2 protein-coding genes are annotated in these 24,761 nt (G+C 72.9%); both read right to left on the bottom strand.

All coding sequences use genetic code 11. The features are described from left to right. Positions 1 to 12: 12 nt before the first annotated feature. Positions 13 to 19,818 (bottom strand): non-ribosomal peptide synthetase, encoded by a 19,806-nt coding sequence (locus KZ829_RS06030; protein ID WP_220142815.1) that lies wholly within the window; start codon positions 19,816 to 19,818, stop codon positions 13 to 15. Further along, a complete protein-coding gene (locus KZ829_RS06025; protein ID WP_220142814.1) occupies positions 19,815 to 24,761 on the bottom strand; it encodes a non-ribosomal peptide synthetase in 4,947 nt (1,648 codons plus the stop codon). The genes KZ829_RS06030 and KZ829_RS06025 overlap by 4 nt, the downstream gene beginning before the upstream one ends.

The raw sequence follows: 24,761 nt of genomic DNA, 5'->3' as shown, positions 1-24,761 counted from the left end.
GTGGACGGTGGACTATCGGGAGCGCAGCCGGGCGGCGACGGTCTTGACGACCTGCTCACCCGCGTCGCCGTTGGTCATCACGCAGAGCCCGTCACCGGACCTGAGCGCGATCACCGACAGCCCGTGGTAGCCGGTCGGCGTGCCGCCGTGACCGAACTCGGTCCCGGCGCTGGAGTCGACGACCGTGCCGAGCCCGTACAGGCTGTCCTCGTAGGGGGTGAGCATCAGGGCCGCGGTGTCCCGCCGGAGCAGGGCCCGCGGGCGGCCCAGTGCGGACCGTCGCAGCTCGATCGCCACCCGGGCCAGGTCGGCCGGCGTGGACCAGAGGCCGGCCGCGGCGGCGTCCGGGCGGACCCGCCAGCCGCCCTCGATCGGCTCCCCGTCACGGTCGTGGCCGTGGGCGACCGGGCCGGCCGACCGGGCCGGGTGGTCCTGGCCGAAGCCGCTGTCCACCATGTTCAGCGGGTCCAGCACCAGACGGCGCATGAGCCCGTCGAACGGCTCCCCGGTGACGTCGCCCAGGATCTGCTGCACCACCACGTAGTGGACGTTGGCCTTGCGGAATCCGGCGCCGGCCGCCTCGATCCGGGTGACCCCGTCGAGCATTTCGGTCAGCGAGGGCACCGGGCCGCCCGGGAGGAAGCCGCCGCCCGGGGTGGACGACAGGCCGGAGCGGTGCGCCAGCAGCTGCCGCAGCGTGACCGGACCGTCTCCGGCGGGGACCTGCCAGCCGGTCAGGTAACGGTTCACGTCCTCGTCGAGGTCGAGCCGGCCCTCGTCGACCAGCCGCAGCACGGCCAGCGCGGTGAGGTGCTTGCTCAGCGAGCCGGCCTGGAACGGTGTCCGCCCGGTGACCGGGACACCCGCCGAGGCCTGGCCGAACGTCTCCACCTCGACCAGTTCGCCGCCGGCGATGACGGCCACGCTCAGGCCCGGCACGTGGTGCCGTTCCATGGCGTCGCGCCACTCCTGGCGGGACACCAGGCCGGGCGCGGCCACCTGCGGCGCGGCCTTGGCGGCGGCCTCGGTCGCGATCTGCTCGTCGACCGCCTCGCCCAGCGCGGCCAGGGTCCGGTGCTGGTACATCATGAACAGCGACAGCGGGAGCCCCCGGCGCTGGGCGGTCGCGACCGCCTTGATCACCAGGATGGAGTGGCCGCCGAGCGCGAGGAAGCCGTCGCCACGGCCGACCCGCTCGACGCCGAGCAGCTCGGTGAAGACCTCGGCGAGGCCGCGCTCGGTCTCGGTGACCGGCGGCTCGAAGTCGTCCATCGACAACGTGTGCTCGGGCAGGGCGCGCCGGTCCAGCTTGCCGTTGGCGTTCAGCGGCATGACGTCCAGCTCGACGAACGCGGCCGGGACCATGTAGTCGGGCAGCCGCTCGTCGCACAACGCCCGCAGACCGGCGGCGGAGCCGACCACGTACGCGGTCAGCCGGTCGTCGACCAGCAGCACCCGGGCCTCGGTGACCGCGGGGTGCTCGTTCAGCACCGCCTCGATCTCGCCGATCTCCACCCGGTAGCCACGGATCTTGACCTGGTCGTCGGAACGGCCCAGGTACTCGACCACCCCGTCACCACGCCAGCGGACCACGTCACCCGAGCGGTAGAGCCGGGAGCCGGCCGGACCGAACGGGTCCGGCACGAACCGGGACGCGGTCAGCGTGGGACGGTCCAGGTAGCCCCGGGCCACGCCCTCGCCGCCGACGAACAGCTCGCCCACCGCCCCGACCGGGACCCGGTTGAGGCGCTCGTCGAGGACCCGCATCACCATGCCGGGCAGCGGGGCGCCGATCGGCACCACGCCGGAGCCGGGATCGGCGGGCACCCGGTGGATGCAGGTGCCGACGCTGGCCTCGGTGGGGCCGTACTCGTTCACGATCCGGCCGGACGGGGAGTAGCGACCGGCCAGGGTTCCGGGCAGCGCCTCACCGGCCACCACGATCACGCCGGCCAGGCCGGTGACCCGCTCGGGAGTGAGCTGGTGGGAGAGCACCTCCAGGTGGCCGGGGGTGAGCTTGAGGAACGCGAACGGGCCGGCCGAGTGCAGGCGTGCGCCCAGCTCGGACAGGTCCAGGTCCTGCGGGAGCATCTCGACCGGCTGACCGGCCAGCAGCGGCGCCCACACGTTCGGCACCACCAGGTCGAACGCGACCGAGGAGAAGACCGCGCCACCGGTGCCGCCGCCGATCAGGGAGCCGGCCACCGCGAGGTCCCGGACCGCCCAGCCGACGTGGTTCGCGAGGCCGCGGTGGGAGACCGCGACGCCCTTCGGCCTACCGGTCGAACCGGAGGTGTAGATGACGTAGGCCAGCTCGTCGGGGTCGACATCGACCGGCTCGAACGCCACCGGCTCCAGGCCCTCGACCCGGACCGTCGGACCGTCGACAGACCGATCGGAATCGGTCACCAGGGCGGCAGCGCCGTCCAGCATCGACTCCACGCGAGCCGCCGGGAAGCCCGGGTCGACCGGCACGTAGGCCGCGCCGGCGAACCAGGTACCGAGCATCGCGGCGTGCAGCCACGGACCCCGGTCCACCAGCACACCCACCCGATCACCGCGGGACACGCCCGCGTCCCGGAGCCGCGCGGCGACCGCGCCGGCCCGGCCCAGCAGCTCGGCGAACGACAGCTCGAAACCGTCACCGCGGACCGCGACCGCCTCCGGGGTACGGGCGGCCTGCCCGGCGAAGGCGAGCGGCACCGGACGGGCGGTCACCGCGCCCTCGGCCGCCGACTCCCAGCCGGCGACCGTCTCGGCCTCACCGACCGGCAGGAACACCCGGGTGGCGTCACCCTCCGGGTCGGCGGCCATCGCCTCCAGCACCGAGCGGTACATCGAGGCGAGCCGGGAGGCGTGCTCGCGGGACAGGAGCTGGAGGTTGCAGCGCAGGTGCAGCAGTCCCGGGCCGGTCGAGATGGACAGCCCGAACTCGTTGCTGCTGTGGCCGAGGCTGTCGCCGACCGCCACCTCACCGTCCAGGCTGGAGCCCAGCCCGGTGAAGTCGTGGTAGCTGAAGTAGGCCTCGATCATCCGGCCGCCGTCGCCGTGGCTGCGCTCGATCTGCGGCATCGGGAAGTGCCGGTGCTCCCACACCTCACGCTCCCGGGCGAAGGTGGCCGCCACCAGGTCCCGCCAGGTGCGCGCACCCCGGTCGTGGCGCAGCGGCAGCACGTTGAGGAACATGCCGTGCACCCGGTCGGCGTCCGAGGACTCCGGCCGTACGTGGTGGGTGAGCCCGGACAGGAACGACGACTCCGGGGTGAGCCCGCCGAGCACGTTGAGGTGTGCGGCCAGCAGTGTGCTCTTCATCGGGGCGCCGGCCCGCGCGGCGACCGTGCGCAGACCGTCCGTAAGGTCCGCGAACGGGATGTCCACGACGATCGTGCCGCCCGGCTCGCCGTCCGCGACACCCCAGCCGGCCGGGAGCGAGAACCGCGGGCAGTTCTCCACCTGCGAGCGCCAGAACTCCTGCTCCGGCTCGGAGGCCAGCGCGGCCAGCTCGGCGGCGACCGTGTCGGCGAACCGCAGCGCCGGCGGCGCCCATTCGACCGGACGGCCCTCGATCAGGTTGTGGTACGCCTCGAACAGCTCGACGAACAGCGTCCGCCGGCTCCAGCCGTCCAGCACCACGTGCGAGTTGATGGCGGTGAGCTGCCAGCTGCCGTCCGCAAACCGGTGCACGGCGAGTTTCAGCAGCGGCGGCCCGGCCGGGTCGAGCGGGTGCCGGCCGGCGTCGGCAACGAACAGCTCGATCTCCGCGGCGGTCTCGGCCTCGTCGAGTCCGCTCAGGTCCGCGACGGGGACGATCACCGGCACCTCGGTGTACACGAGCTGCATCGGCGTCGAGTAGCCGTCCAGGCTGACGGTGCTGCGCAGCACGTCGTGGCGGGGCGCGAGCAGGGCCGCGGCGGCCCGGAACCGCTCCGCGTCGAACGGGCGGCCGTCGCGGATCCGGACGCTGGTGACCACGTGGTACGGCGGGTGCTCCCCGCCGACCAGCATCTCGACCTGCATGCCGGTCTGCGCCTGGAGCAGCGGGTACGCGTCGTCCAGGCCGTCCGGCAGCAGCGCCCGGTCGTCCTCGCTGATCAGGCTGAACGGCCGCACCGGGGCGGCCGGAGCGGCGGCCCCCGCACGCTGGGCCAGCAGCGCGGACAGCTCCCCCAGGACCGGGTGCCGCATCAGGTCCTTGACCTCGACGTCGTACCCGTGGTCGCGCAGCGTGCCGATGAGCACCACGGCCCGGATCGAGTCGCCGCCGATGTCGAAGAAGCTGTCGGTGACGCCGGCCCGGTCGATGCCGAGCACCGACTGCCACATCTGCGAGACCGAGGCCTCCAGCGGGGTGCGCGGGGCGACGTACTCGCCGCCGCTGCGCCACTGGCTCGCCTCCGGCGCGGGCAGGGCCCGCTTGTCCAGCTTGCCGTTGGTGGTCAGCGGGATGGCGGCGATCGGGACCAGCGCGGCCGGGACCATGTACTCGGGCAGGGTGCGGGAGATGGTCTCCCGGATCGCCCGCGGGTCCGGGTTCTGCCCCTCGGCCGGCACCACGTAGCCGACCAGCCGGCCGTCCGCGCCGAGCACGGTGACCGCCTCGCGGACCCCGTCGCAGCCGCTGATCGCCGCGCTGATCTCGCCGAGCTCGATCCGGAAGCCGCGGATCTTCACCTGGTCGTCGGCCCGTCCGAAGAACTCGAAGGTGCCGTCCGGGCGCTGCTGGGCGAGGTCGCCGCTGCGGTACATGCGGCTGCCGGCCGGGCCGTAGGGGTCCGGCACGAACCGCTGCGCGGTCAGCGACGGGCGGCCCAGGTAGCCGCGGGCCACGCCGGGCCCGGACACGTAGATCTCGCCGGTGGCACCCGGCGGAACCGGGTTGCCGTCCGGGTCCAGCAGGTGCATCTCCAGGTCGGAGAGGGGCCGGCCGATCGGATTTCCCGCGCCGGGCGCGAGGTCGCGCTTGGTGAGCCGGTGGTACGTGGTGTGCACGGTGGTCTCGGTGATCCCGTACATGTTGACCAGCGCCACCCGGCCCAGGCCGACCCGGTCCACCCACGGCTTGAGCTCGGCGACCTCCAGCTTCTCGCCGGCGAAAATGACCGCGCGCAGGCTGAGCAGCTTGATCCGCCGGTCGCCGTCGGCCGCCGCGGTGACCACCGACCGGAACGCGGTCGGCGTCTGCGACAGGACGGTGACCTGCTGGTCGACCAGGAGGTTCAGGAAGTCCTCCGGCGAGCGGGACACGTCCCGCGGCACGACCACCAGGCGGCCGCCGAACGCCAGGGCGCCCCACATCTCGAACACCGAGACGTCGAAGGCGTACGAGTGGGCCATCGACCACACGTCGCTCTCGTCGAACGAGTAGTGCTCCTGCGCCGTGTCGAGCAGCCGGGTCACGTTGCGGTGGCTGAGCACCACGCCCTTGGGCCGGCCGGTCGAACCGGAGGTGTAGATGGTGTAGATGACACCGTCCGGGGTGGACACCCGCGGCGGGTTGTCGATCCGGCCCTCAGTGGGCGGCATGATCAGCTTCCCGTCGAACACGTCGGCCAGTCCGGGCGCCAGCTCGGCCGAGGTGACCACGATGTCCGCGCCCGCGTCCGCCAGCACGTAGCCGAGGCGCTCGACCGGGTTGGCCGGGTCGAGCGGCAGGTAACCGGCGCCGGACTTGAGCACGCCCAGCAGGGTCGGGACCAGGTCCAGGCCGCGGTCGAGGTGTACACCGACCAGGTCCTCCGGGCCCACCCCGGCGTCGCGCAGCAGCCACGCGAGACGGTTGGCCCGGGCGTTGACCTCGGCGTACGTGAGCTCGTCATCGCCCGCCACGACCGCGACAGCATCGGGGTCCGCGGCCACCCGGGCCTCGAACAGCTCGTGTGCGAGCGGGTCGTGTGCGAGCGGGTCGCCATCGTGAAGCACTGTCGCCTCCTCGTCGAGTCCGGCGGCGATCCCGGTCAGAACCGACCGGTACTGCGCCGCGAGTTGGTCCGCGTACCGCGGGGCGAGCAGCACGCCGTCGGTGGCGATGCCGATCCGGCGGTCGCCGAACGCGTGCACCGACAGACCGAAGTCGTTGGCCCGCTGGTTGACCGCCACGCCCTGGTCGACGATCTCGCCGTCGACCTGGTGGAAGTCGATGTAGTTGAAGAGCACGTCGATCAGCCGGCCGTCGACGGCCGCATCCCGCTGGATGCGGGACAGCGGGTACTGCCGGTGCCCCCAGACCTCGGTCTCCTGCTCCAGGACCCGGGTGAGCAGCTCACGCCAGGTCCGGGCGCCGGCCCGGTGCGGGAACGGCAGCGTGTTGAGGTGCATGCCGAGCACCCGCTCGGCGCCGACCGCCTCGGGCCGCCCGTGGAACACCACGCCGGTGTGGAAGGCCGCCGCGCCGGTGACGCGGCTGAGCACCTCCAGGTGGGCGGCGAGCAGCAGGGTCTTGAACGGGACACCGGCCTCGGCCGCGCGGGCCCGCAGATCGGTTGCCAGGTCGTCGATCGGGACGCTCACCCCGTACGCCTCCGGCTCGTCGCCCGGAGTGACCGCCCACGCGGCCGGAACGTCGAACCGCGCGTGCTCCTCGACCACCCGTTGCCAGAACGCGGCGTCCTCCGGATCACGCAGCGACGCCAGCTCTCCGGCGATGACGTCCGCGTAGCGGACGGCAGGCGGCTCGTAGGCGGCGGGCGCGCCGGTGTCGCGGATCTCCCGGTACGCGTTCGCCAGCTCCATCTCGAAGGTGGCGCTGCTCCAGCCGTCCGTGATCACGTGCGAGCAGGTGATCAGCAGCCACCAGGTGGTGTCGTTCTCCACCAGCGCGGCCAGCCGCATCAGCGGCGCGGACCGGAAGTCCATCGGGTTCGCCCGCTCGGCCGCCACCTCGGCGGTGAGCAGCCGCTCGTCGGCGCCGCGGGCGTCCACCACCCGCACCGGCACCTCGGCGGTCCCGTGCACGATCTGCATCGGCACCGAGTAGCCGGTCAGGTGCACCGACGTCCGCAGGTTCTCGTGCCGGGCGGTGATCACCTCGACGGCGCGGCGGAACGCGGCCTCGTCGAACGGCCGGCCGTCGGTGATCCGCCGGGCGGCCACGTTGTGGTAGGTCCGGCGCTCGCCGCTGGCGAAGTACTCGGCCACCATGCCGAGCTGGACCTCGCCCAGCGGGTAGGCGTCGACGGTTCCGGCCGGGAGCAGGGCCCGGTCGGCGGCGCTGATCAGCGCGTACCGCTCGGTGACCGCCGGCGCCGCGACGCCCGCTCCCCGGCCGGCCAGGACGGCGGCCAGGTCGGCGACCGTGCGCTGGGCGAAGACGTCCCGCACGGTCAGGTCGAAGCCGTGGCCGCGGAGCGCGCCTACCACCGCGACGGCCCGGATCGAGTCGCCGCCCCGCTCGAAGAACCGGTCGCCGCGGCCGATCGGGGCGGCGCCCAGCGCCCGCTGGAACGCCTCGGCGACGGTCGACTCGATGGCGGTCATCGGGGTGTCGTCGACGGTCTCCGGCCCGGCGGCCGGCGGCTCGGGCAGCGCCCGGCGGTCGACCTTGCCGTTGGCGTTCAGCGGCATGACGTCCAGCTCGACGAACCCGGCCGGGACCATGTACTCCGGGAGGCGCTGCTCGCAGAACGCGGCAACCCCTTCGGAAGACCCGACGAGGTACGCGATGAGCCGTCCCCCGGCGAGGAGGACGCGGGCCTCGGTGACCGCGGGGTGCTCGTTCAGCACCGCCTCGATCTCGCCGATCTCCACCCGGTAGCCACGGATCTTGACCTGGTCGTCGGAACGGCCCAGGTACTCGACCACCCCGTCACCACGCCAGCGGACCACGTCACCCGAGCGGTAGAGCCGGGAGCCGGCCGGACCGTACGGGTCCGGGACGAACTTCTGGGCGGTCAGGGCGGGACGGTCCACATAGCCACGGGCCACACCGGTTCCGCCGACGCACAGCTCGCCCAGGGCGCCGACCGGCACCTGGTTGAGGCGCTCGTCGAGGACCCGCATCACCATGCCGGGCAGCGGAGCGCCGATCGGCACCACGCCCGCACCGGGATCGGCCGGCACCGGGAATACGCAGGTGCCGACGCTCGCCTCGGTGGGGCCGTACTCGTTCACGATCCGGCCGGACGGGGAGTAGCGGCCCGCCAGGGTGCCGGGCAGCGCCTCACCGGCCACCACGATCACGCCGGCCAGGCCGGTGACCCGCTCCGGAGTGAGCTGGTGGGAGAGCACCTCCAGGTGGCCGGGGGTGAGCTTGAGGAACGCGAACGGGCCGGCCGAGTGCAGGCGTGCGCCCAGCTCGGACAGGTCCAGGTCCTGCGGGAGCATCTCGACCGGCTGACCGGCCAGCAGCGGCGCCCACACGTTCGGCACCACCAGGTCGAAGGCCACCGAGGAGAAGACGGCTCCGCCCGTACCCCCGCCGGTCCTCGAACCCGCGACGGCCAGATCGCGCACCGCCCAGCCGACGTGGTTCGCGAGGCCGCGGTGGGAGACCGCGACGCCCTTCGGCCTACCGGTCGAACCGGAGGTGTAGATGACGTAGGCCAGCTCGTCAAGGTCGACATCGACCGGCTCGAACGCCACCGGCTCCAGACCCTCGACCCGGACCACCGGACCGTCGAACACGGTGTCGGCGTCGGTGACCAGGGCGGCCGCGCCGTCCAGCATCGACGTGATCCGGGCCGCCGGGAACGCCGGGTCGACCGGCACATAGGCCGCGCCGGCGAACCAGGTACCGAGCATCGCGGCGTGCAGCCACGGACCCCGGTCCACCAGCACACCCACCCGATCACCGCGGGACACGCCCGCGTCCCGGAGCCGCGCGGCGACCGCGCCGGCCCGGCCCAGCAGCTCGGCGAACGACAGCTCGAAACCGTCACCGCGGACCGCGACCGCCTCCGGGGTACGGGCGGCCTGCCCGGCGAAGGCAAGCGGCACCGGGCGATCGGTGACCGTGCCCTCGGCGGCCGGCTCCCAGGCGGCGATCCGGGCGGTGTCGTCGGCGGGCAGGAACACCCGGCCGGCGTCACCCTCCGGGTCGGCGGCCATCGCCTCCAGCACCTGGCGGTACATCGAGGCGAGGCGGTCGGCGTGCTCGCGGGAGAGCACGGACGTACGGGTCTTGAGGGTGAGACCGCCGTTGGAGGTGGTGACGGTCAGCCCGAACTCGTTGGTGCCGGTGCCGAAGCCCGCGGCCAGGTCGATCCGCTCGCCGTCCAGGTTGTGGAAGTCCTGGTAGTTGAAGATGACGTCGACGAGCCGCCCGGTGCCGCCGGCCAGCCGGGAGACCCCGGCCATCGGGTAGCGGCGGTGCGGCCACATGGCCACCTCGGCGTCGAACACCGCGCGGACCAGCTGCCGCCAGGTGGTGGCCGACCGGTCGTACGGGAAAGGCAGCGTGTTGAGGAACATGCCGTGCACCCGGTCCGCGCCGAGCACCTCCAGCCGGGTGTCGCAGACCAGCCCGGCATGGAAGGCCGGCTCGTTGGTGAGCTGGCTGAGCACCTTGAGGTGGGCGGCGAGCAGCACGCTCTTCACCGACGTCCGGGAGCTCATGGCGAGCCCACGCAGCGGCCCTTCCAGGTCCATGGCCGGAACCGTGATCTGGTAGGCCTCGTCCGGCCCGGTCGCGTCGCCCCAGGCGGGCAGACGGAACGGCATCCGGTCGTCGACGACGCCCTGCCAGAACTCCCGGTGCGCCGGGGACTCCAGCGCGGCCAACTCGGCGGCGACCGTGTCGGCGAACCGGACCCCGAGGGTGGCCGGCCGCGCCGGGGTGGCGCCGTCGCGCAGCGCCCGGTAGCAGTCGACGAGCTCCATCAGCATCTCGTGCTGACTCCAGCCCTCGGTGATCATGTGGGACCGGGACAGCGCCAGCCACCAGCCGTCGTCCGCGACCAGGGCGCCGATCCGCAGCTGCGGGACGGCGGCCGGGTCGATCGGCCAGGACTGCTCGCCGGTGACGTAGTCGTTCAGCGCGGCGTCGCGCGCCGCGTCGTCCAGGCCGCGCAGGTCGACCACGCCGACCGGCGGTTCGGCCCGCTCGTGCACCAGCTGGAGCGGGATCGAGTAGGTGGACAGGTCGAACGACGTCCGCAGCGCCTCGTGCCGGGCGCAGACGGTACGGACCGCGGCCCGCAGCGCGTCCACATCGAACGGCGCGTCGTCGATCACTTTGTAGCCGCCGGTGCTGTGGTAGTGCGCCACCTCGCCGGCCTCCAGCTCGAACAGCATGCCGGCCTGCGCCTGGAGCATCGGGTAGGCGTCCGCCACCCCGTCCGGCACGAGCCGCCGGTCCGCCTCGCTGATCAGCGCGAACGGCACGGTGGCCCGGTGCGGCTCGGCCGGCGCCGTCCGGCTGCCGATCAGCTCGGCGAGCGCGGCGACGGTACGCCGTTCGAACACGTCGGTGACCGAGATGTCGTGACCGGCCGCCCGGACCGCGCCGACCAGGCTGACCGCCCGGATCGAGTCGCCGCCCAGGTCGAAGAACGAGTCCTCGACACCGGCCTGCGGCAGGTCCAGCACCTGCGCCCAGACCAGCGCGAGCTGCTGCTCCAGCGGGGTGCGCGGGGCGACCCCGGTGGCGGCCGGGAGCTGACCGCCGTCCGGGGCGGGCAGGGCCCGCTTGTCCAGCTTGCCGTTCGCGGTGAGCGGGATGGTCTCGATCTCGACCAGGGCGGCCGGGACCATGTAGTCGGGCAGCGTGCGGGCGATCGTCTCGCGGATCGCCCGGGTGTCCAGGCGGCCGGCGGACGGAACCAGGTAGCCGACCAGGCGACCGTCGGCCAGAACGGTGACCGCCTCACGGACGCCGTCGCAGGCGGACAGGGCCGCGCTGATCTCGCCGAGTTCGATGCGGAAGCCGCGGATCTTGACCTGGTCGTCGGCCCGGCCGAGGAATTCGAGCTTGCCCTCGGTCGTCCAGCGGGCCAGGTCGCCACTGCGGTACATGCGGGTGCCGGGCTCGCCGAACGGGTCCGGCACGAACCGCTGCGCCGTCAGCGACGCACGGCCCAGGTAGCCCCGGGCAACGCCGGGACCGGCGACGTAGATCTCGCCGGGAACCCCGACCGGGACCGGCTGACCGGCCTGGTCGAGCAGGTAGACCGCAAGGTCCGGCAGGGCGACACCGGCCGGGCTCACCGACGGGTTCGCCAGATCCTTCGCGGTCAACTCGTGGACCGTCACATGGACCGTGGTCTCGGTGATGCCGTACATGTTGACCAGCGCGACCTTGCCGGCCCACGGCTGGATCTCGGCGATCTCCAGCTTCTCGCCACCGAACACGACCGACTTGAGCGACAGGCGCTCGTCTCCCGCGAACGGGGTCAGCGAGCGGAAGGCGGTCGGGGTCTGGGAGAGGACGGTGACCTTCTCGTCGACCAGGAGCTGGAAGAAGTCCTCCGGCGAACGCGCCACCGACCTCGGGACGACCACGACGGTGCCGCCGTACATCAGCGCGCCCCACATCTCGAACACCGAGAAGTCGAAGGCGTACGAGTGCACCAGCGACCAGACGTCGTCGCTCTGGACGCCCAGCTCGGTGCGGCACACCTCCATCAGGCGCACGACGTTGGCGTGGGTGAGGACGCAGCCCTTCGGGCGGCCGGTCGAACCCGACGTGTAGATCGTGTAGATCACGTTGTCCGGCGTGGCGACCGTCGGCGGGTTGTCTTCGCGACCTGTGGAAGGCAGCACGATCAGCTTGCCGTTGAACACTTCGGACAACCCGGGCGCAAGGTCGGGAGTCGTCACGACGATCTTCGCGCCGGCGTCCCGCACCACGTAGCCGAGGCGCTCCATCGGGTTGGCCGGGTCCAGCGGCAGGTAACCCGCGCCCGACTTGAGCACACCGAGCAGGGTGGGGATCAGGTCGGCGCCACGCTCCAGGTGCACACCGACCAGGTCCTCCGGGCCCACACCGGCGTCACGGAGCAGCCACGCCAGGCGGTTGGCCCGGGCGTTGACCTCGCCATAGGTGAGACGGGACTCCCCCGCCACCACCGCCAGCGCCTCCGGGTTCTCCGCCGCACGGGCCTCGAAGAACTCGTGCGCCAGTCCTTCTTCGAACGGCCCGGCGACGGGCGGCACCACCACGGCGGCCCGCTCGGCCGGCGGCAGGTAGGTGGCCCGCGCGTCCCCGCTCGTACCGTCGGTGGCCATGCCCTCCAGGACGGCCCGGTACATGCCGGCGATCCGTTCGATGTTCTCCCGGGACAGCAGGTGGGTGTTGCTGCGCAGGCCGAGGACGCCGCCGATCGCGGTCACCGCCAGCCCGAACTCCATGGCGGTCCGGTTGATGCCGTTGCCCTCGTCGACCACGTCACCGTCGTCGAGCAGGTGGAAGTCCAGGTAGCTGAAGAACGTGTCGATCAGGCGCTGCCCGGCCGAGGCGATCGCCGGCATCGGGTAGGACCGGTGCGGCCAGGCGGCCGCCTCGTCGTCGAACACCCGGCGCACCAGGTCGCCCCAGGTGGCGGCGTCGCGGGCGGACGGGTGCGGCAGCGTGGTGATGTACATGCCGATCAGCCGCTCGGAGCCCTGAACCTCGGGCCGGACGTGCCCGACCAGGCCGGTGAAGAACCTTTCCGCGCCGGTGAGCTGGCTCAGCACCTTGAGGTGGGCGCCGAGCAGCACCGCCTTGAACGGGACGCCGGCCGTGGCGGCCAGCTCACGCAGGCCGGGCTCCAGGTCCGAGAAGGAGAACCCGCCGTCGATCCGCTCGGCCGGTACGGTCAGGTCGCCGTGCCAGTCCTCCGGCAGGGTCAGCGGCTCGTACTCGCCGACCAGCCCGTTCCAGAACTCGCGGTCGGCGTCCGAGGCGAGCGAGGTCAGCTCGGCCGCGACCGTGTCGGCGAACCGCACCGGCGGCGCCTCGTAGCCGACCTCGGTCCCGTCGCGCAGCCCGCGCAGCGCCTCCACCAGCTCCTTGAGCAGCTGGTGGTAGCTCCAGCCCTCCAGCAGCGCGTGGCTCTTGGTGAACGACAGCCGCCACGAGTCGCCGGTCTGCACGTGCACGTTGATCCGCAGCAGCGGCAGCGGCGTCGACAGGTCGAACGGGTCGCCCCGCTCGGCGGCCGCGAATGCCTCCAGCGTCCCCCGCAGCTCGGCCGGGTCGATGTCGCGCAGGTCGTGGCAGGCCACCGGGATGGTGACGTCGCGGTGCACGAGCTGCATCGGCACGCTGTAGCCGGTCAGGTCGACCGACGTACGCAGGATGTCGTGCCGCCGGGCGACCAGGGTGACCGCCTCGCGGAACAGGCCGGCGTCGAACGGCGCGTCGTCGCGGACCAGGAACGACGTGAAGTCGTGGTAGTTGGCCCGCGCCCCGGAGGCGAGCGTCTCGACGAGCATGCCGGTCTGCGTGCGCAGCAGCGGGTAGGCGTCGTCCAGGCCCTCCGGCAGCCGGGCCCGGTCGTCGTCGCTGATGAGCTCGAACGGGGCCACCGCGCGTACCGGGGTGGGTCGAACGGTGTCGCCGGTCGCCGACGCGCACAGCGCCGCCACCGTGGTGTGCTCGAAGACGTCCAGCACGCCGACCGCGAAGCCGGCCGCCTGGAGCGCGCCGACCAGGCTGACCGCCCGGATCGAGTCGCCGCCCAACTCGAAGAAGTCGTCCTCGGCGCCGACCCGCTCCAGCTTGAGAGCGTGCGCCCAGATCGCCGCCATCCGCTCCTCGTCGGGCGTGCGCGGGGCGACGTACCGGTCGTTGTCGTAGGTCTGCTCGCCGGGCGCGGGAAGCGCGCGGCGGTCGAGCTTGCCGTTGTTGGTCAGCGGGATCGTGTCGATCTCGACGAACGCGGCCGGGACCATGTACTCGGGCAGGGTGCGGGCGAGGGTCTCGCGGATGGCCCGCGGGTCGGGGGCGTGACCGACCAGGTAGCCGACCAGGCGGCCGTCGACCAGCACGGTGACGGCCTCGCGGACGCCGTCGCAGGCCGACAGTGCGGCGGAGATCTCGCCCAGCTCGATCCGGAAACCACGGATCTTGACCTGGTCGTCGGCGCGGCCGAGGAACTCCAGGGTGCCGTCGGCGCGGCGGCGGGCCAGGTCGCCGCTGCGGTACATGCGGCTGCCGGCCGGGCCGTAGGGGTCCGGCACGAACCGCTGCGCGGTGAGCGACGGGCGGCCCAGGTAGCCGCGGGCCACACCGGGACCGGACACGTAGATCTCGCCGGAGACACCGAACGGCACCGGGTGGCCGGACGCGTCGAGCAGGTAGACGCCGAGGTCGGAGAGCGGGTCGCCGACCCGGTTCATGCCGGGGTCGGCGATGTCCAGCTCGTCGAGCCGGTGGTACGTGGTGTGCACGGTGGTCTCGGTGATCCCGTACATGTTGACCAGCGCGACCCGATCCAGGCCGACCCGGTCCACCCACGGCTTGAGCTCGGCGACCTCCAGCTTCTCGCCCGCGAAGATGACCGCGCGCAGGTCGAGGCGGTCGATCCGCTCGTCGCCCTCGCCGGCCGCCGTCACGATCGACCGGAACGCGGTCGGCGTCTGCGACAGGACGGTGACCCGCTGGTCGACCAGAAGGTCGAGGAAGTCCTCGGGCGAGCGGGCCACCGAGCGGGGCACGACGACGATGCGGCCGCCGAAGGCCAGGGCGCCCCACATCTCGAAGACCGAGACGTCGAAGGCGTACGAGTGGGCCAACGACCACACGTCGGAGCTGCCGAAGGAGTAGTGCTCCTGCGCGGTGTCCAGCAACCGGGTCACGTTGCGGTGGCTGAGCACCACGCCCTTGGGCCGGCCGGTCGAGCCGGAGGTGTAGATGGTGTAGATGACGCCGTCCGGAGTGGACACCCGCGGCGGGTTGTCGGTCCGGCCCTCGTTCTCATCGCCCACCAAGATCAGCTTGCCGTCGAACACGTCGGCCAGTCCGGGCGCCAGCTCGGCCGAGGTGACGACGATCTCCGCGCCCGCGTCCGCCAGCACGTAGCCGAGGCGCTCCAGCGGGTTGGCCGGGTCCAGCGGCAGGTAGCCGGCCCCCGACTTGAGGACACCGAGCAGCGTCGGGACCAGGTCCACGCCGCGTTCCAGGTGCACGCCGACCAGGTCCTCAGCGCCCACCCCGGCGTCGCGCAGCAGCCACGCGAGACGGTTGGCCCGGGCGTTGACCTCGGCGTACGTGAGCGCGATGTCCCCCGCGACCACCGCGACGGCATCCGGCCGCCCGGCCACCCGGGCCTCGAACAGCTCGTGCGCCAGCACATCGGTCCCGGCTCGGACGGCCGGCGGGGCCACCAGCGCGGCCCGCTCGGCCGGCGACAGGTAGACGGCCAGCGCGTCACCGCGGGTGCCCTCGGCGGCCATGCTCTGGAGCACGGCCCGGTACATGGCGGCCAGGTTGTCGGCGGCGGCGGTCGTCAGGTGGCGGCGGTTGGCGGTCAGGATCAGGTAGCCGGCCCGGGACGCGACGGTCAGCGGGAACTCGGTCGGGCTGTCGTCCATGCCCGAGGCCGCGTCGACCACCTCGGTGTCGAGCTGGCGGAAGTCCTGGTAGTTGAAGTAGACGTCCATGATCCGGCCGCTGCCCTGCCACTCGCGCAGCACGGCCGGCAGCGGGAAGCGGCGGTGGCCCCACAGGTCCACCTCGGCCGCGAACACGTCCCGGACCAGGTCACCCCAGGTGCGGGCGCCACGGGCGTACGGAAAGGGAAGGGTGTTGAGGAACATGCCGTACACCCGGTCGGCGCCGGTCACCTCGGGCCGGACATCGCAGACCAGGCCGCTGTGGAACGACTCCTCCTCGGTGAGCTGGCTCATCACCTTGAGGTGGGCGGCGAGCATGACGGCCTTCATCGACGTGTCGGTCGCGGCGGCCAGCGCGCGCAGCCCGGACTCCAGGTCACGCCAGGAGAAACCGGTCTTGTACGGGGCGGCCGCCGGCGCCTCCGGGTCACCCCAGCCGGCCGGCAGGCTCAGCGGGGCGTGCGAACGGACCAGGTCCCGCCAGTAGGCGCGGTCGTCCTCCGACTCCAGTGCGGCCAGCTCACCGGCGATCGCGTCGGCGAACCGGATCGGCGGCGCCTGCACCTCCTCCGGGTTGTTCCCGGCCCGCAGCGTGAGGTACGTGGTGACGAACTCCATGAGCAGCGAGTGGTAGCTCCAGCCCTCGAGGATCGGGTGGCACTCGACCAGCGAGAGCCACCAGCCGCCGAGACCGGTGGTGGTGTGCGCGTGGAACCGCATCAGGCCCGGGACGCTCATGTCGAACGGATTGGCGCGCTCGCGGGCACCGAACTCCCGCACCTCGGTCCGCACCTGCTCGGCGGTCATCCCGGAGCAGTCCCAGACGTCGGTGGTCATCTCGGCGTGGGCGTGCACCAGCTGCATCGGCCGGGAGTACGCGGTCAGCTCGATCGAGGTGCGCAGGACGTCGTGCCGGGCCAGCACGATCCGCCCGGCCTCGGCGAACGCGCCCGGCAGGAACGGCTGGTCGTCGTGGATCCAGTACGCCGACACGTTGTGGTAGTTGTTCTGCCCGTCGTCGGCCAGCATCTCGATGACCATGCCGAGCTGGTTCTGGCCGAGCGGGTAGGCGTCGACGATCCCGTCCGGCAGCAGCGCCCGGTCCGCCTCGTCGATCAGCTCGAACGGCCGCACCGGCCGGTAGACGGCGTCGGCACTGGTCTCACCGGCGAACTCGACGAGCCGGGCCACCGTCCGGTGCTCGAACACGTCCCGGACGCTGACCTGGTAGCCGGCCTCGCGCAGGGCGCCGACCAGCGCCACCGCCCGCATCGAGTCGCCGCCCAGCTCGAAGAAGCTGTCGGTGACCCCGACCCGGTCGGCGCCGAGCACGGCACGCCAGACCGCGGCGACGGCCTCCTCGGCGGGGGTGCGGGGTGCCACGTACTCGCCCGCGCTCCGCAGCTGGGCGCCGTCCGGGGCGGGCAGGGCCCGCTTGTCCAGCTTGCCGTTCGCGGTGAGCGGGATGGTCTCGATCTCGACCAGGGCGGCCGGGACCATGTAGTCGGGCAGGGTGCGGGCCAGTTCCTCGCGGACGGCGGCCCGGTCCAGGTCGCCCTCGGTGACCAGGTAGCCGACCAGCCGGTCGCCGACCAGGACGGTGACCGCCTCGCGGACACCCGCACAGGCCGAGAGTGCGGCGGAGACCTCGCCGAGTTCGATGCGGAAGCCGCGGATCTTGACCTGGTCGTCGGCCCGGCCGAGGAATTCGAGCTTGCCCTCGGTCGTCCAGCGGGCCAGGTCGCCACTGCGGTACATGCGGGTGCCGGGCTCGCCGAACGGGTCCGGCACGAACCGCTGCGCCGTCAGCGACGCACGGCCCAGGTAGCCCCGGGCAACGCCGGGACCGGCGACGTAGATCTCGCCGGGAACCCCGACCGGGACCGGCTGACCGGCCTGGTCGAGCAGGTAGACCGCAAGGTCCGGCAGGGCGACACCGGCCGGGCTCACCGACGGGTTCGCCAGATCCTTCGCGGTCAACTCGTGAACCGTCACATGGACCGTGGTCTCGGTGATGCCGTACATGTTGACCAGCGCGACCTTGCCGGCCCACGGCTGGATCTCGGCGATCTCCAGCTTCTCGCCACCGAAGACCACCGACTTGAGCGACAGCTCGTCGAAACGGCCGTCCGCCACCGCGGTCAGCGACCGGAACGCGGTCGGGGTCTGCGAGAGGAAGGTGACCTTCTCGTCCACCAGGAGCTGGAGGAAGTCCTCCGGCGAGCGCGCGATCGAACGCGGGACCACGACGACCGTGCCGCCGTACATCAGCGCGCCCCACATCTCGAACACCGAGAAGTCGAACGCGAACGAGTGCACCAGCGACCACACGTCGCCGGCCTCGATGCCCAGCTCGGTGCGGCACACCTCCATCAGGCGCACGACATTCGCGTGCGTGAGCATGCAGCCCTTCGGGCGGCCGGTCGAACCCGACGTGTAGATCGTGTAGATCACGTTCTCCGGCGTCGCGTTTCTGGGCGGATTGTTCGTCCAGCCGTCCTCAGGGAGCGTGATCAGGCGGCCGTCGAACACTTCGGACAACCCGGGTGCCAGCTCGGGGGACGTCACGACGATCTTCGCGCCGGCGTCCCGCACCACGTAGCCGAGGCGCTCCATCGGGTTGGCCGGGTCCAGCGGCAGGTAACCCGCGCCCGACTTGAGCACACCGAGCAGGGTGGGGATCAGGTCGGCGCCACGCTCCAGGTGCACACCGACCAGGTCCTCCGGGCCCACACCGGCGTCACGGAGCAGCCACGCCAGGCGGTTGGCCCGGGCGTTGACCTCGCCATAGGTGAGACGGGACTCCCCCGCCACCACCGCCAGCGCCTCCGGGTTCTCCGCCGCACGGGCCTCGAAGAACTCGTGCGCCAGCTCTTCTTTCAAAGGCCCGGGGACCGGCGGGACCACCACGGCGGCCCGCTCGGCCGGGCTGAGGATCTCGATGCCCGACAGCCGGATCTCCGGATCGGTCACGGCCGCGGCCAGGACCCGCTGGAAGGCGCCGGCCAGCCGGGACGCGGTGGCCGGGTCGAACAGCGCGGTCGCGTACTGGAGGCGGCCGTGGATCGTGCCGTCCGGGCGCTCCTGCATCTGGAGGGTGAGGTCGTACTTCGCGATGCCGTCGTCGTCGCCGAACGGCTCGGCGGTCAGGCCGGCGAACTGGAGCACGTCCATGCGGTACTCGTGCAGGGTGAACGCGGTCTGGAAGATCGGCGTACGGGACTGGTCGCGGTCCGGCTGGAGCTCGTCGACCAGCCGGGCGAACGGCACGGCGTGGTGGTCGAACCCGTCCAGCACGGTGGCCCGGCCCCGGCGCAGCAACTCGGCGAAGGAGCCGTCGCAGTCGGCCCGCATGACGAGCGTGTTGATGCAGTAGCCGAAGACGCGCTGGAGGTCGGCGTGGGCACGCCCGGAGACGACCGTTCCCACCGCGACGTCGTCGGTGCCGCTGAACCGGGACAGCATCGCCTGGTACGCGCTGAGCAGCACGGTGAAGGCGGTGGTGTCGAACTCGCGGGCCCGCGCCCGGACCCGGTCGGCGAGCTCGGCCGGGACGTCGAACACCACGTCGGCGCCGTCGTGGCTACGGACCGGCGGGCGGGGCCGGTCGATCGGCAGCGAGATCGGCTCCAGTCCGGCCAGCCGCTCCCGCCAGTAGGAGAGCTCCCGCTCGCCACGTTCGCCGGCCAGTTCCCGGCCCTGCCACTGGGCGAAGTCGGCGTACTGCACCGGCAGCTCGGGCAGGGACGGCGACTCGCCGCGGGACAGTGCGTTGTAGGCCACGCTCAGCTCGGAGCCGAACATCCGGGTCGACCAGGCGTCACAGGCGACGTGGTGGAAGACGACGGCCAGCACGTGGTGGTCCTGGCCGAGGCGGAGCAGCGCGCCGCGTACCGGCCAGTCGGTGGCCAGGTCGAACGGCGCCTGGAGGTCACGGCGGATGAACGCCTCGACCTCGGTGTCGGGCCGGCCGGTCAGGTCGATCTCGGGCAGGGCGACCGGGCGGGGCGCGTCGATGACCTGGACCGGCTCGACACCGCGCAACTCGATCCGGGTACGCAGCACCTCGTGCCGGGCGCAGACCTGCTCCCAGGAACGGCGCAGCACGTCCACGTCGAGCGGGCCGCGCAGCCGCATCATCAGCGGGACCAGGTACTCGATGCTGTTCGGGTCCAGCCGGCTGAGGAACCACATCTGCTGCTGGCCGTGGCTGAGCGGCAGCACGCCGTCGCGGTCGGCGCGGGGAATCGTGTCCCGGCGGGCCGCACCGGACTGCCCGGCGAGCCGCTTGCGCAGCAGCTCCGCGCGGAGGTCGGCGACGTTCCTGGTGGACTGCTGGGCGGTCATGCCTGGGGCTCCTCGGTCATGGTGAGGTCCGCGACGACCTCCGAGTCGGACATCTGGTCGATCTCGTCACGGATCAGGTTCTCGATGAGCTCCGCCATCTGGACGATCGTGGGGCCCTCGAAGACGGCGCGGACGGGCAGCGTGACGCCGAACTCGTCCTGGATGGCGGCGATCAGGCGGATCGCGATGATCGAGTTGCCGCCGGCGTGGAAGAAGCTCTCCCGGGGGCCGGCGGCGATCCCGCACTTCTCCCGCCAGAGCTGCTGGACGTACTCGGCGACCGGCGAGAGCGGCTCCTCGTCCCGGTTCGCGTCCGACGGGGCCGGGTCGGGCAGTGCCGCCCGGTCCACCTTGCCGTTCGCGTTGAGCGGGATGGCGTCGATGGCGAGGAACCCGCTGGGCACCATGTAGTCGGGCAGGATCCCGGCGCAGTGCTCGCGCAGGATGTCGTCGGCGACCGGGGCCGGTCCGACCGGCACCCAGCAGGCCACCAGCCGCGTGCTCTCGCCCTGGTCGTCGACCAGGATGCGGGCGTCGGCCACGCCGGCGTGCTCGCGCAGCACCGCCTCGATCTCGCCGATCTCCACCCGGTAGCCACGGATCTTGACCTGGTCGTCGGAACGGCCGAGGAACTCGACGGCGCCGTCGCCGCGCCAGCGGGCCACGTCACCCGAGCGGTACATGCGGGAACCGGCCGGGCCGTACGGGTCCGGCACGAACCGGGACGCGGTCAGGTCGGGACGGTCCACATAGCCCCGGGCCACGCCGGTGCCGCCGACGAACAGCTCGCCGACCCCGCCGACCGGCACCTGGAGGAACCGCTCGTCGAGGACCCGCATCACCATGCCGGGCAGCGGGGCGCCGATCGGCACCACACCCGTACCGGGGTCGGCGGGCACCGGGTGGATGCAGGTGCCGACGCTCGCCTCGGTGGGGCCGTACTCGTTGACCAGCCGGCCGGACGGAGAATAACGGCCGGCCAGGGCGCCGGGCAGCGCCTCGCCGGCCACCACGATCACACCGGCCAGGTCGGTGACCTGCTCCGGGGTGAGCTGGTGGGAGAGCACCTCGAGGTGGCCGGGGGTCAGCTTGAGGAAGGCGTACGGTCCGGCCGCGGTGAGCCGCGAACCCAGCTCGGCCAGGTCCAGGTCCTGCGGCAGCAGGTGGACCGGCCGGCCGGCCAGCAGCGGCGCCCACACGTTCGGGACGACCAGGTCGAACGCGACGGACGAGAAGACCGCGCCACCACCGGCGCCGGCCGGCGCGAGGTCGCGGACCGCCCAGTTCACGTGGTTGGCGAGGCCCCGGTGGGTGACCGCGACGCCCTTGGGGCGGCCGGTCGAGCCGGAGGTGTAGATGACGTAGGCGAGTTCGTCCGGGTCGACCTCGACCGGGGTGAACACCGTCGGCACCAGGCTGTCGACCACGGTCACCGGGCCGTCGAACACCCCGGCCCGGGACGCGTCGGTGACCAGCGCGGCCGCACCGTCCAGCATGGACTGCGCCCGGGTCACCGGGAAGTCCGGGTCGACCGGCACGTAGGCCGCGCCGGCCAGCCACACGCCGAGGAGCCCGGCGTGCAGCCACGGTCCGCGCTCGATCAGCACGCCGACCCGGTCGCCGCGACTCACGCCGGCGTCCCTCAGCGAGCGGGCCACCGCCCCCGCCCGGGTGAGCAGTTCGCCGAACGTGAGGGTGAAGCCGTCGCCGCGAACCGCGATCGCCCGCGGCGTACGGGTGGCCTGCTCGACCAGCCGGACCGGCACGACAGCGCCGTCGATCGCCGGCTCGCCGTGGCTCCAGCGGTCCAGGTCGGCGGCGTCGGTCCCGGTCAGGGCGCTGAGCGCGGACAGCGGGGCGCCGGGCGCGGCGGCCGCCTCGGTCAGGACGTTCTCGAGGGTACGGGCGATGCGTCCCGCCGTCTCCGCGCCGTACAGGCTGGTGGCGTATTCCAGGCCGCCGACCAGTCCACCGTCCGCGGAGGGGCGCAGCAGCAGCGTCAGATCGGTGTGGGTGACCCGCCACATCTGCCGGATGGTGTCCAGGTCGTCGTCGACGGTCTCGTTGAAGTCGGCGCCGTGCAGGTCGAAGGCGGCCTGGTAGAGCGGGGTGCGGGACAGGTCGGGCTCGGGCACGATCCGGTCCACCAGAAGGTCGAACGGCAGCTCCTGGTGGGCGAAGGCGTCCCGGGTGACGGCCGCGAGCCGGGTCACCGCCTCGGTCACCGTCGACTCCGGGTCGAGCCGGCAGCGCAGCACCAGGTTGTTGAGGAAGAACCCGACCACGCCGTCCAGTTCGGCGCGGCCGCGGCCGGCGACGACGGTGCCGACCGGGATGTCCCACTGGCCGCTGTACCGGGCCAGGACCAGCGCGTAGACGGCGAGGATCGTGGTGAACCGGGTGGCGCCGGTGGCGGCCGCCAGGTCGTCCAGCGAGCGGACCAGGGCCGGCGGCACGGTGACCGGAACGATCGAGCCCTTCCCGTCGCGGATCTTCGGGCGCGGGTGGTCGGTGACCAGGGTGAGCGGCGCCAGCCCGTCGAGGACGGTCGCCCAGTGGCCGAGCTCGGCCTCGACGACCTCGTCGGTGAGCCGGTCGCGCTGCCAGGCGGCGAAGTCGGCGTACTGGATGTCGAGCTCCGGCAGCTCCGGCGTGCGCCCGGCCGCCAGCGCGGCGGTGACCTGCGTGAACTCGCGCTCCAGCACGGCCGCCGACCAGCCGTCGGTGGTGATGTGGTGCATGGCGACGGCCAGCAGGCGGCGGCCGTCGGAGACGTCGAGCACCACGGCGCGCAGCAGCGGCTCGGCCCCGTCCAGGGCGATGCCGCGGCCGAGCAGGGCGGCGATCCGCTGCGGCAGGCCGGCCGGGGTGGTGTGCTGCTCGCCGACCTCGACGGTGAGCTCGGGGCGGATGAACTGGAGCGGCTCGCCGTTCACCTCGCGGTATTCGGTGCGCAGCGACTCGTGCCGGGCCACCAGGATGTTCAGGGCCCGCTCGGCGAGGTCGCGGCCGGCGCCTTCGGGCAGCCGGAACAGCAGGCCGGCCATCCATTCGGGGCTGGCCGGGTTGAGCCGGTCCATGAACCACAGGCGGCGCTGACCGCTGGAGAGCGGCAGACCACCGGTACGGTCGGCGCGGGTGATCACCGATCCGGCCCGGGCGCCGTCGAGCAGCCGGGCCTGGGCCCGCAGGGTCGGCGCGTAGAGCAGGGCGCGCAGGTTGAGGTCGGCTCCGGTCCGCGTACGCAGGTCGGAGAGCAGTTTGGTCAGTTGCAGCGAGGTGCCGCCGAGCTTGAAGAAGTCGTCCTCGACGGTCAGCTCCCGGTCGCCGAGCAGTTCCTGCCAGGCGCGCTGGACGATCAGCTCGGAGGCGGTGGACGGCGCGGCCCCGGTGGGCGCCTGATCGGTCCCGGCGTCGTCGGGGTGCGGCAGGGCGCGGCGGTCGACCTTGCCGCTGGCCACCTGCGGCAGCGCGTCGAGGTGCAGGAAGCGGCCGGGCACGTGCGACTGCGGCAGCCGGTCCAGCAGGTAGGCCCGCAGGAGTGCGTCCAGGTCCGGTCCGGCGCCGGTACGCGGCACGATGTACCCGGCGAGCCGGGCGGCGCCGTCGGCGAGCCGGTAGGTGGTGACGGCCGCGGCCACGACATCCGGGTGGGTGGCGAGGGCAGCCTCGATCTCGGCCGGCTCCAGGCGTACCCCGTTGACTTTGACCTGGTCGTCGAGCCGGCCCAGGTACTCCAGTTGCCCGTCGGCGCGCCAGCGGACGCCGTCGCCGGTCCGGTAGACCCGGCCGCCGTCCTTGGCCAGCGGGTCGGGCACGAACTTCTCGGCGGTCAGGTCCGGGCGGCCGAGGTAGCCGCGGGCCAGCCCGGCGCCGCCGATCAGCAGCTCGCCGGGGACGCCGACGCCGACGACCCGGCCGCGCTCGTCGACGACCTGCACCCGGGTACGCGGAAGGGGCCGCCCGATCGGGATCGGCCCGGACAGCTGGGCCGGGTCGACGCGGGTGGCGAGCGAGTTGATGGTGGTCTCGGTGGGGCCGTAGACGTTCCAGATCTCGACGTCGGCGAGGCCGAGCAGGCGCTGGACCGGTTCGGCGTGCAGCTGTTCGCCGCCGGAGACGACGAGCCGTAGCGCGGAGCATCCCGCCCAGCCGTCCTCCTCGACCAGGGTGTGCAGGATCGACGGGACGACCTGCATGACGGTGACCGCGTGCTCGGCGATGACCCGCAGCAGGGTCGCCGGGGCGGTGTCGGTGGCGGGGGCGAGCACGAGCGTGCCGCCGCACACCAGCGGGGTGAAGATCTCGAAGGCGTGCGCGTCGTAGACGAGCGAGGTGCGCTGGAGCATCCGGTCGCCGGAGTTGAAGCCGACCTCGCGTACCGCCCAGTCGAGGAGGTTGGCGAGGCCGCCGTGGGTGACCACGACGCCCTTGGGGACGCCGGTCGAGCCGGAGGTGTGCTCGACGTAGGCGACGTCGTCGGCGCTGATCGTCACCGGCGGCACGGTGACCGGCCGGGTGGCCAGGTCGGCGGCGAGCGCGGCCTGGTCGAGCGGCTGGGCGCCGGCCGCGGTGACCGTGCCGGTCCCTTCGGCGTCGCAGAGCACGAGCGCGCAGCCGGAGGCTGTGATGATCCGGTCGATGCGGTCCTGCGGGTGGTTCGGGTCGAGCGGCAGGTAGGCGGCTCCGGTGCGCCAGACCCCGAGCAGCCCGACGATCAGGTCGAGGCCGCGGCCGAGCAGCACACCGACGTGTGTGCCCGGGCGCGCGCCCCGCTCCCGGAGGAGGTCGGCGAGTTGGGCGGAGCGGATGTCCAGTTCCCGGTAGGTGAGCCGCCGGACGCCGTCGATGACGGCTACGGCGTCCGGCGTCAGCACTGCCTGGGAGCCGATGAGGTCAGGCGTGAGCGCCGTGGTGGCCTGGGTGCTCAGGATTGCGGGCAT

The sequence above is a fragment of the Actinoplanes hulinensis genome (assembly GCF_019429605.1).
GTDB lineage: Bacteria > Actinomycetota > Actinomycetes > Mycobacteriales > Micromonosporaceae > Actinoplanes > Actinoplanes campanulatus.
The sequence above is the reverse complement of the archived record's forward strand: the minus strand, read 5'-3'. Positions and strand labels throughout refer to the sequence as shown.

Excerpts from the sequence above, each read along its gene's own strand:
- KZ829_RS06030 (WP_220142815.1), bottom strand. The coding sequence starts at position 19,818 with ATGACCGCCCAGCAGTCCACCAGGAACGTCGCCGACCTCCGCGCGGAG.
- KZ829_RS06025 (WP_220142814.1), bottom strand. The coding sequence starts at position 24,761 with ATGCCCGCAATCCTGAGCACCCAGGCCACCACGGCGCTCACGCCTGAC.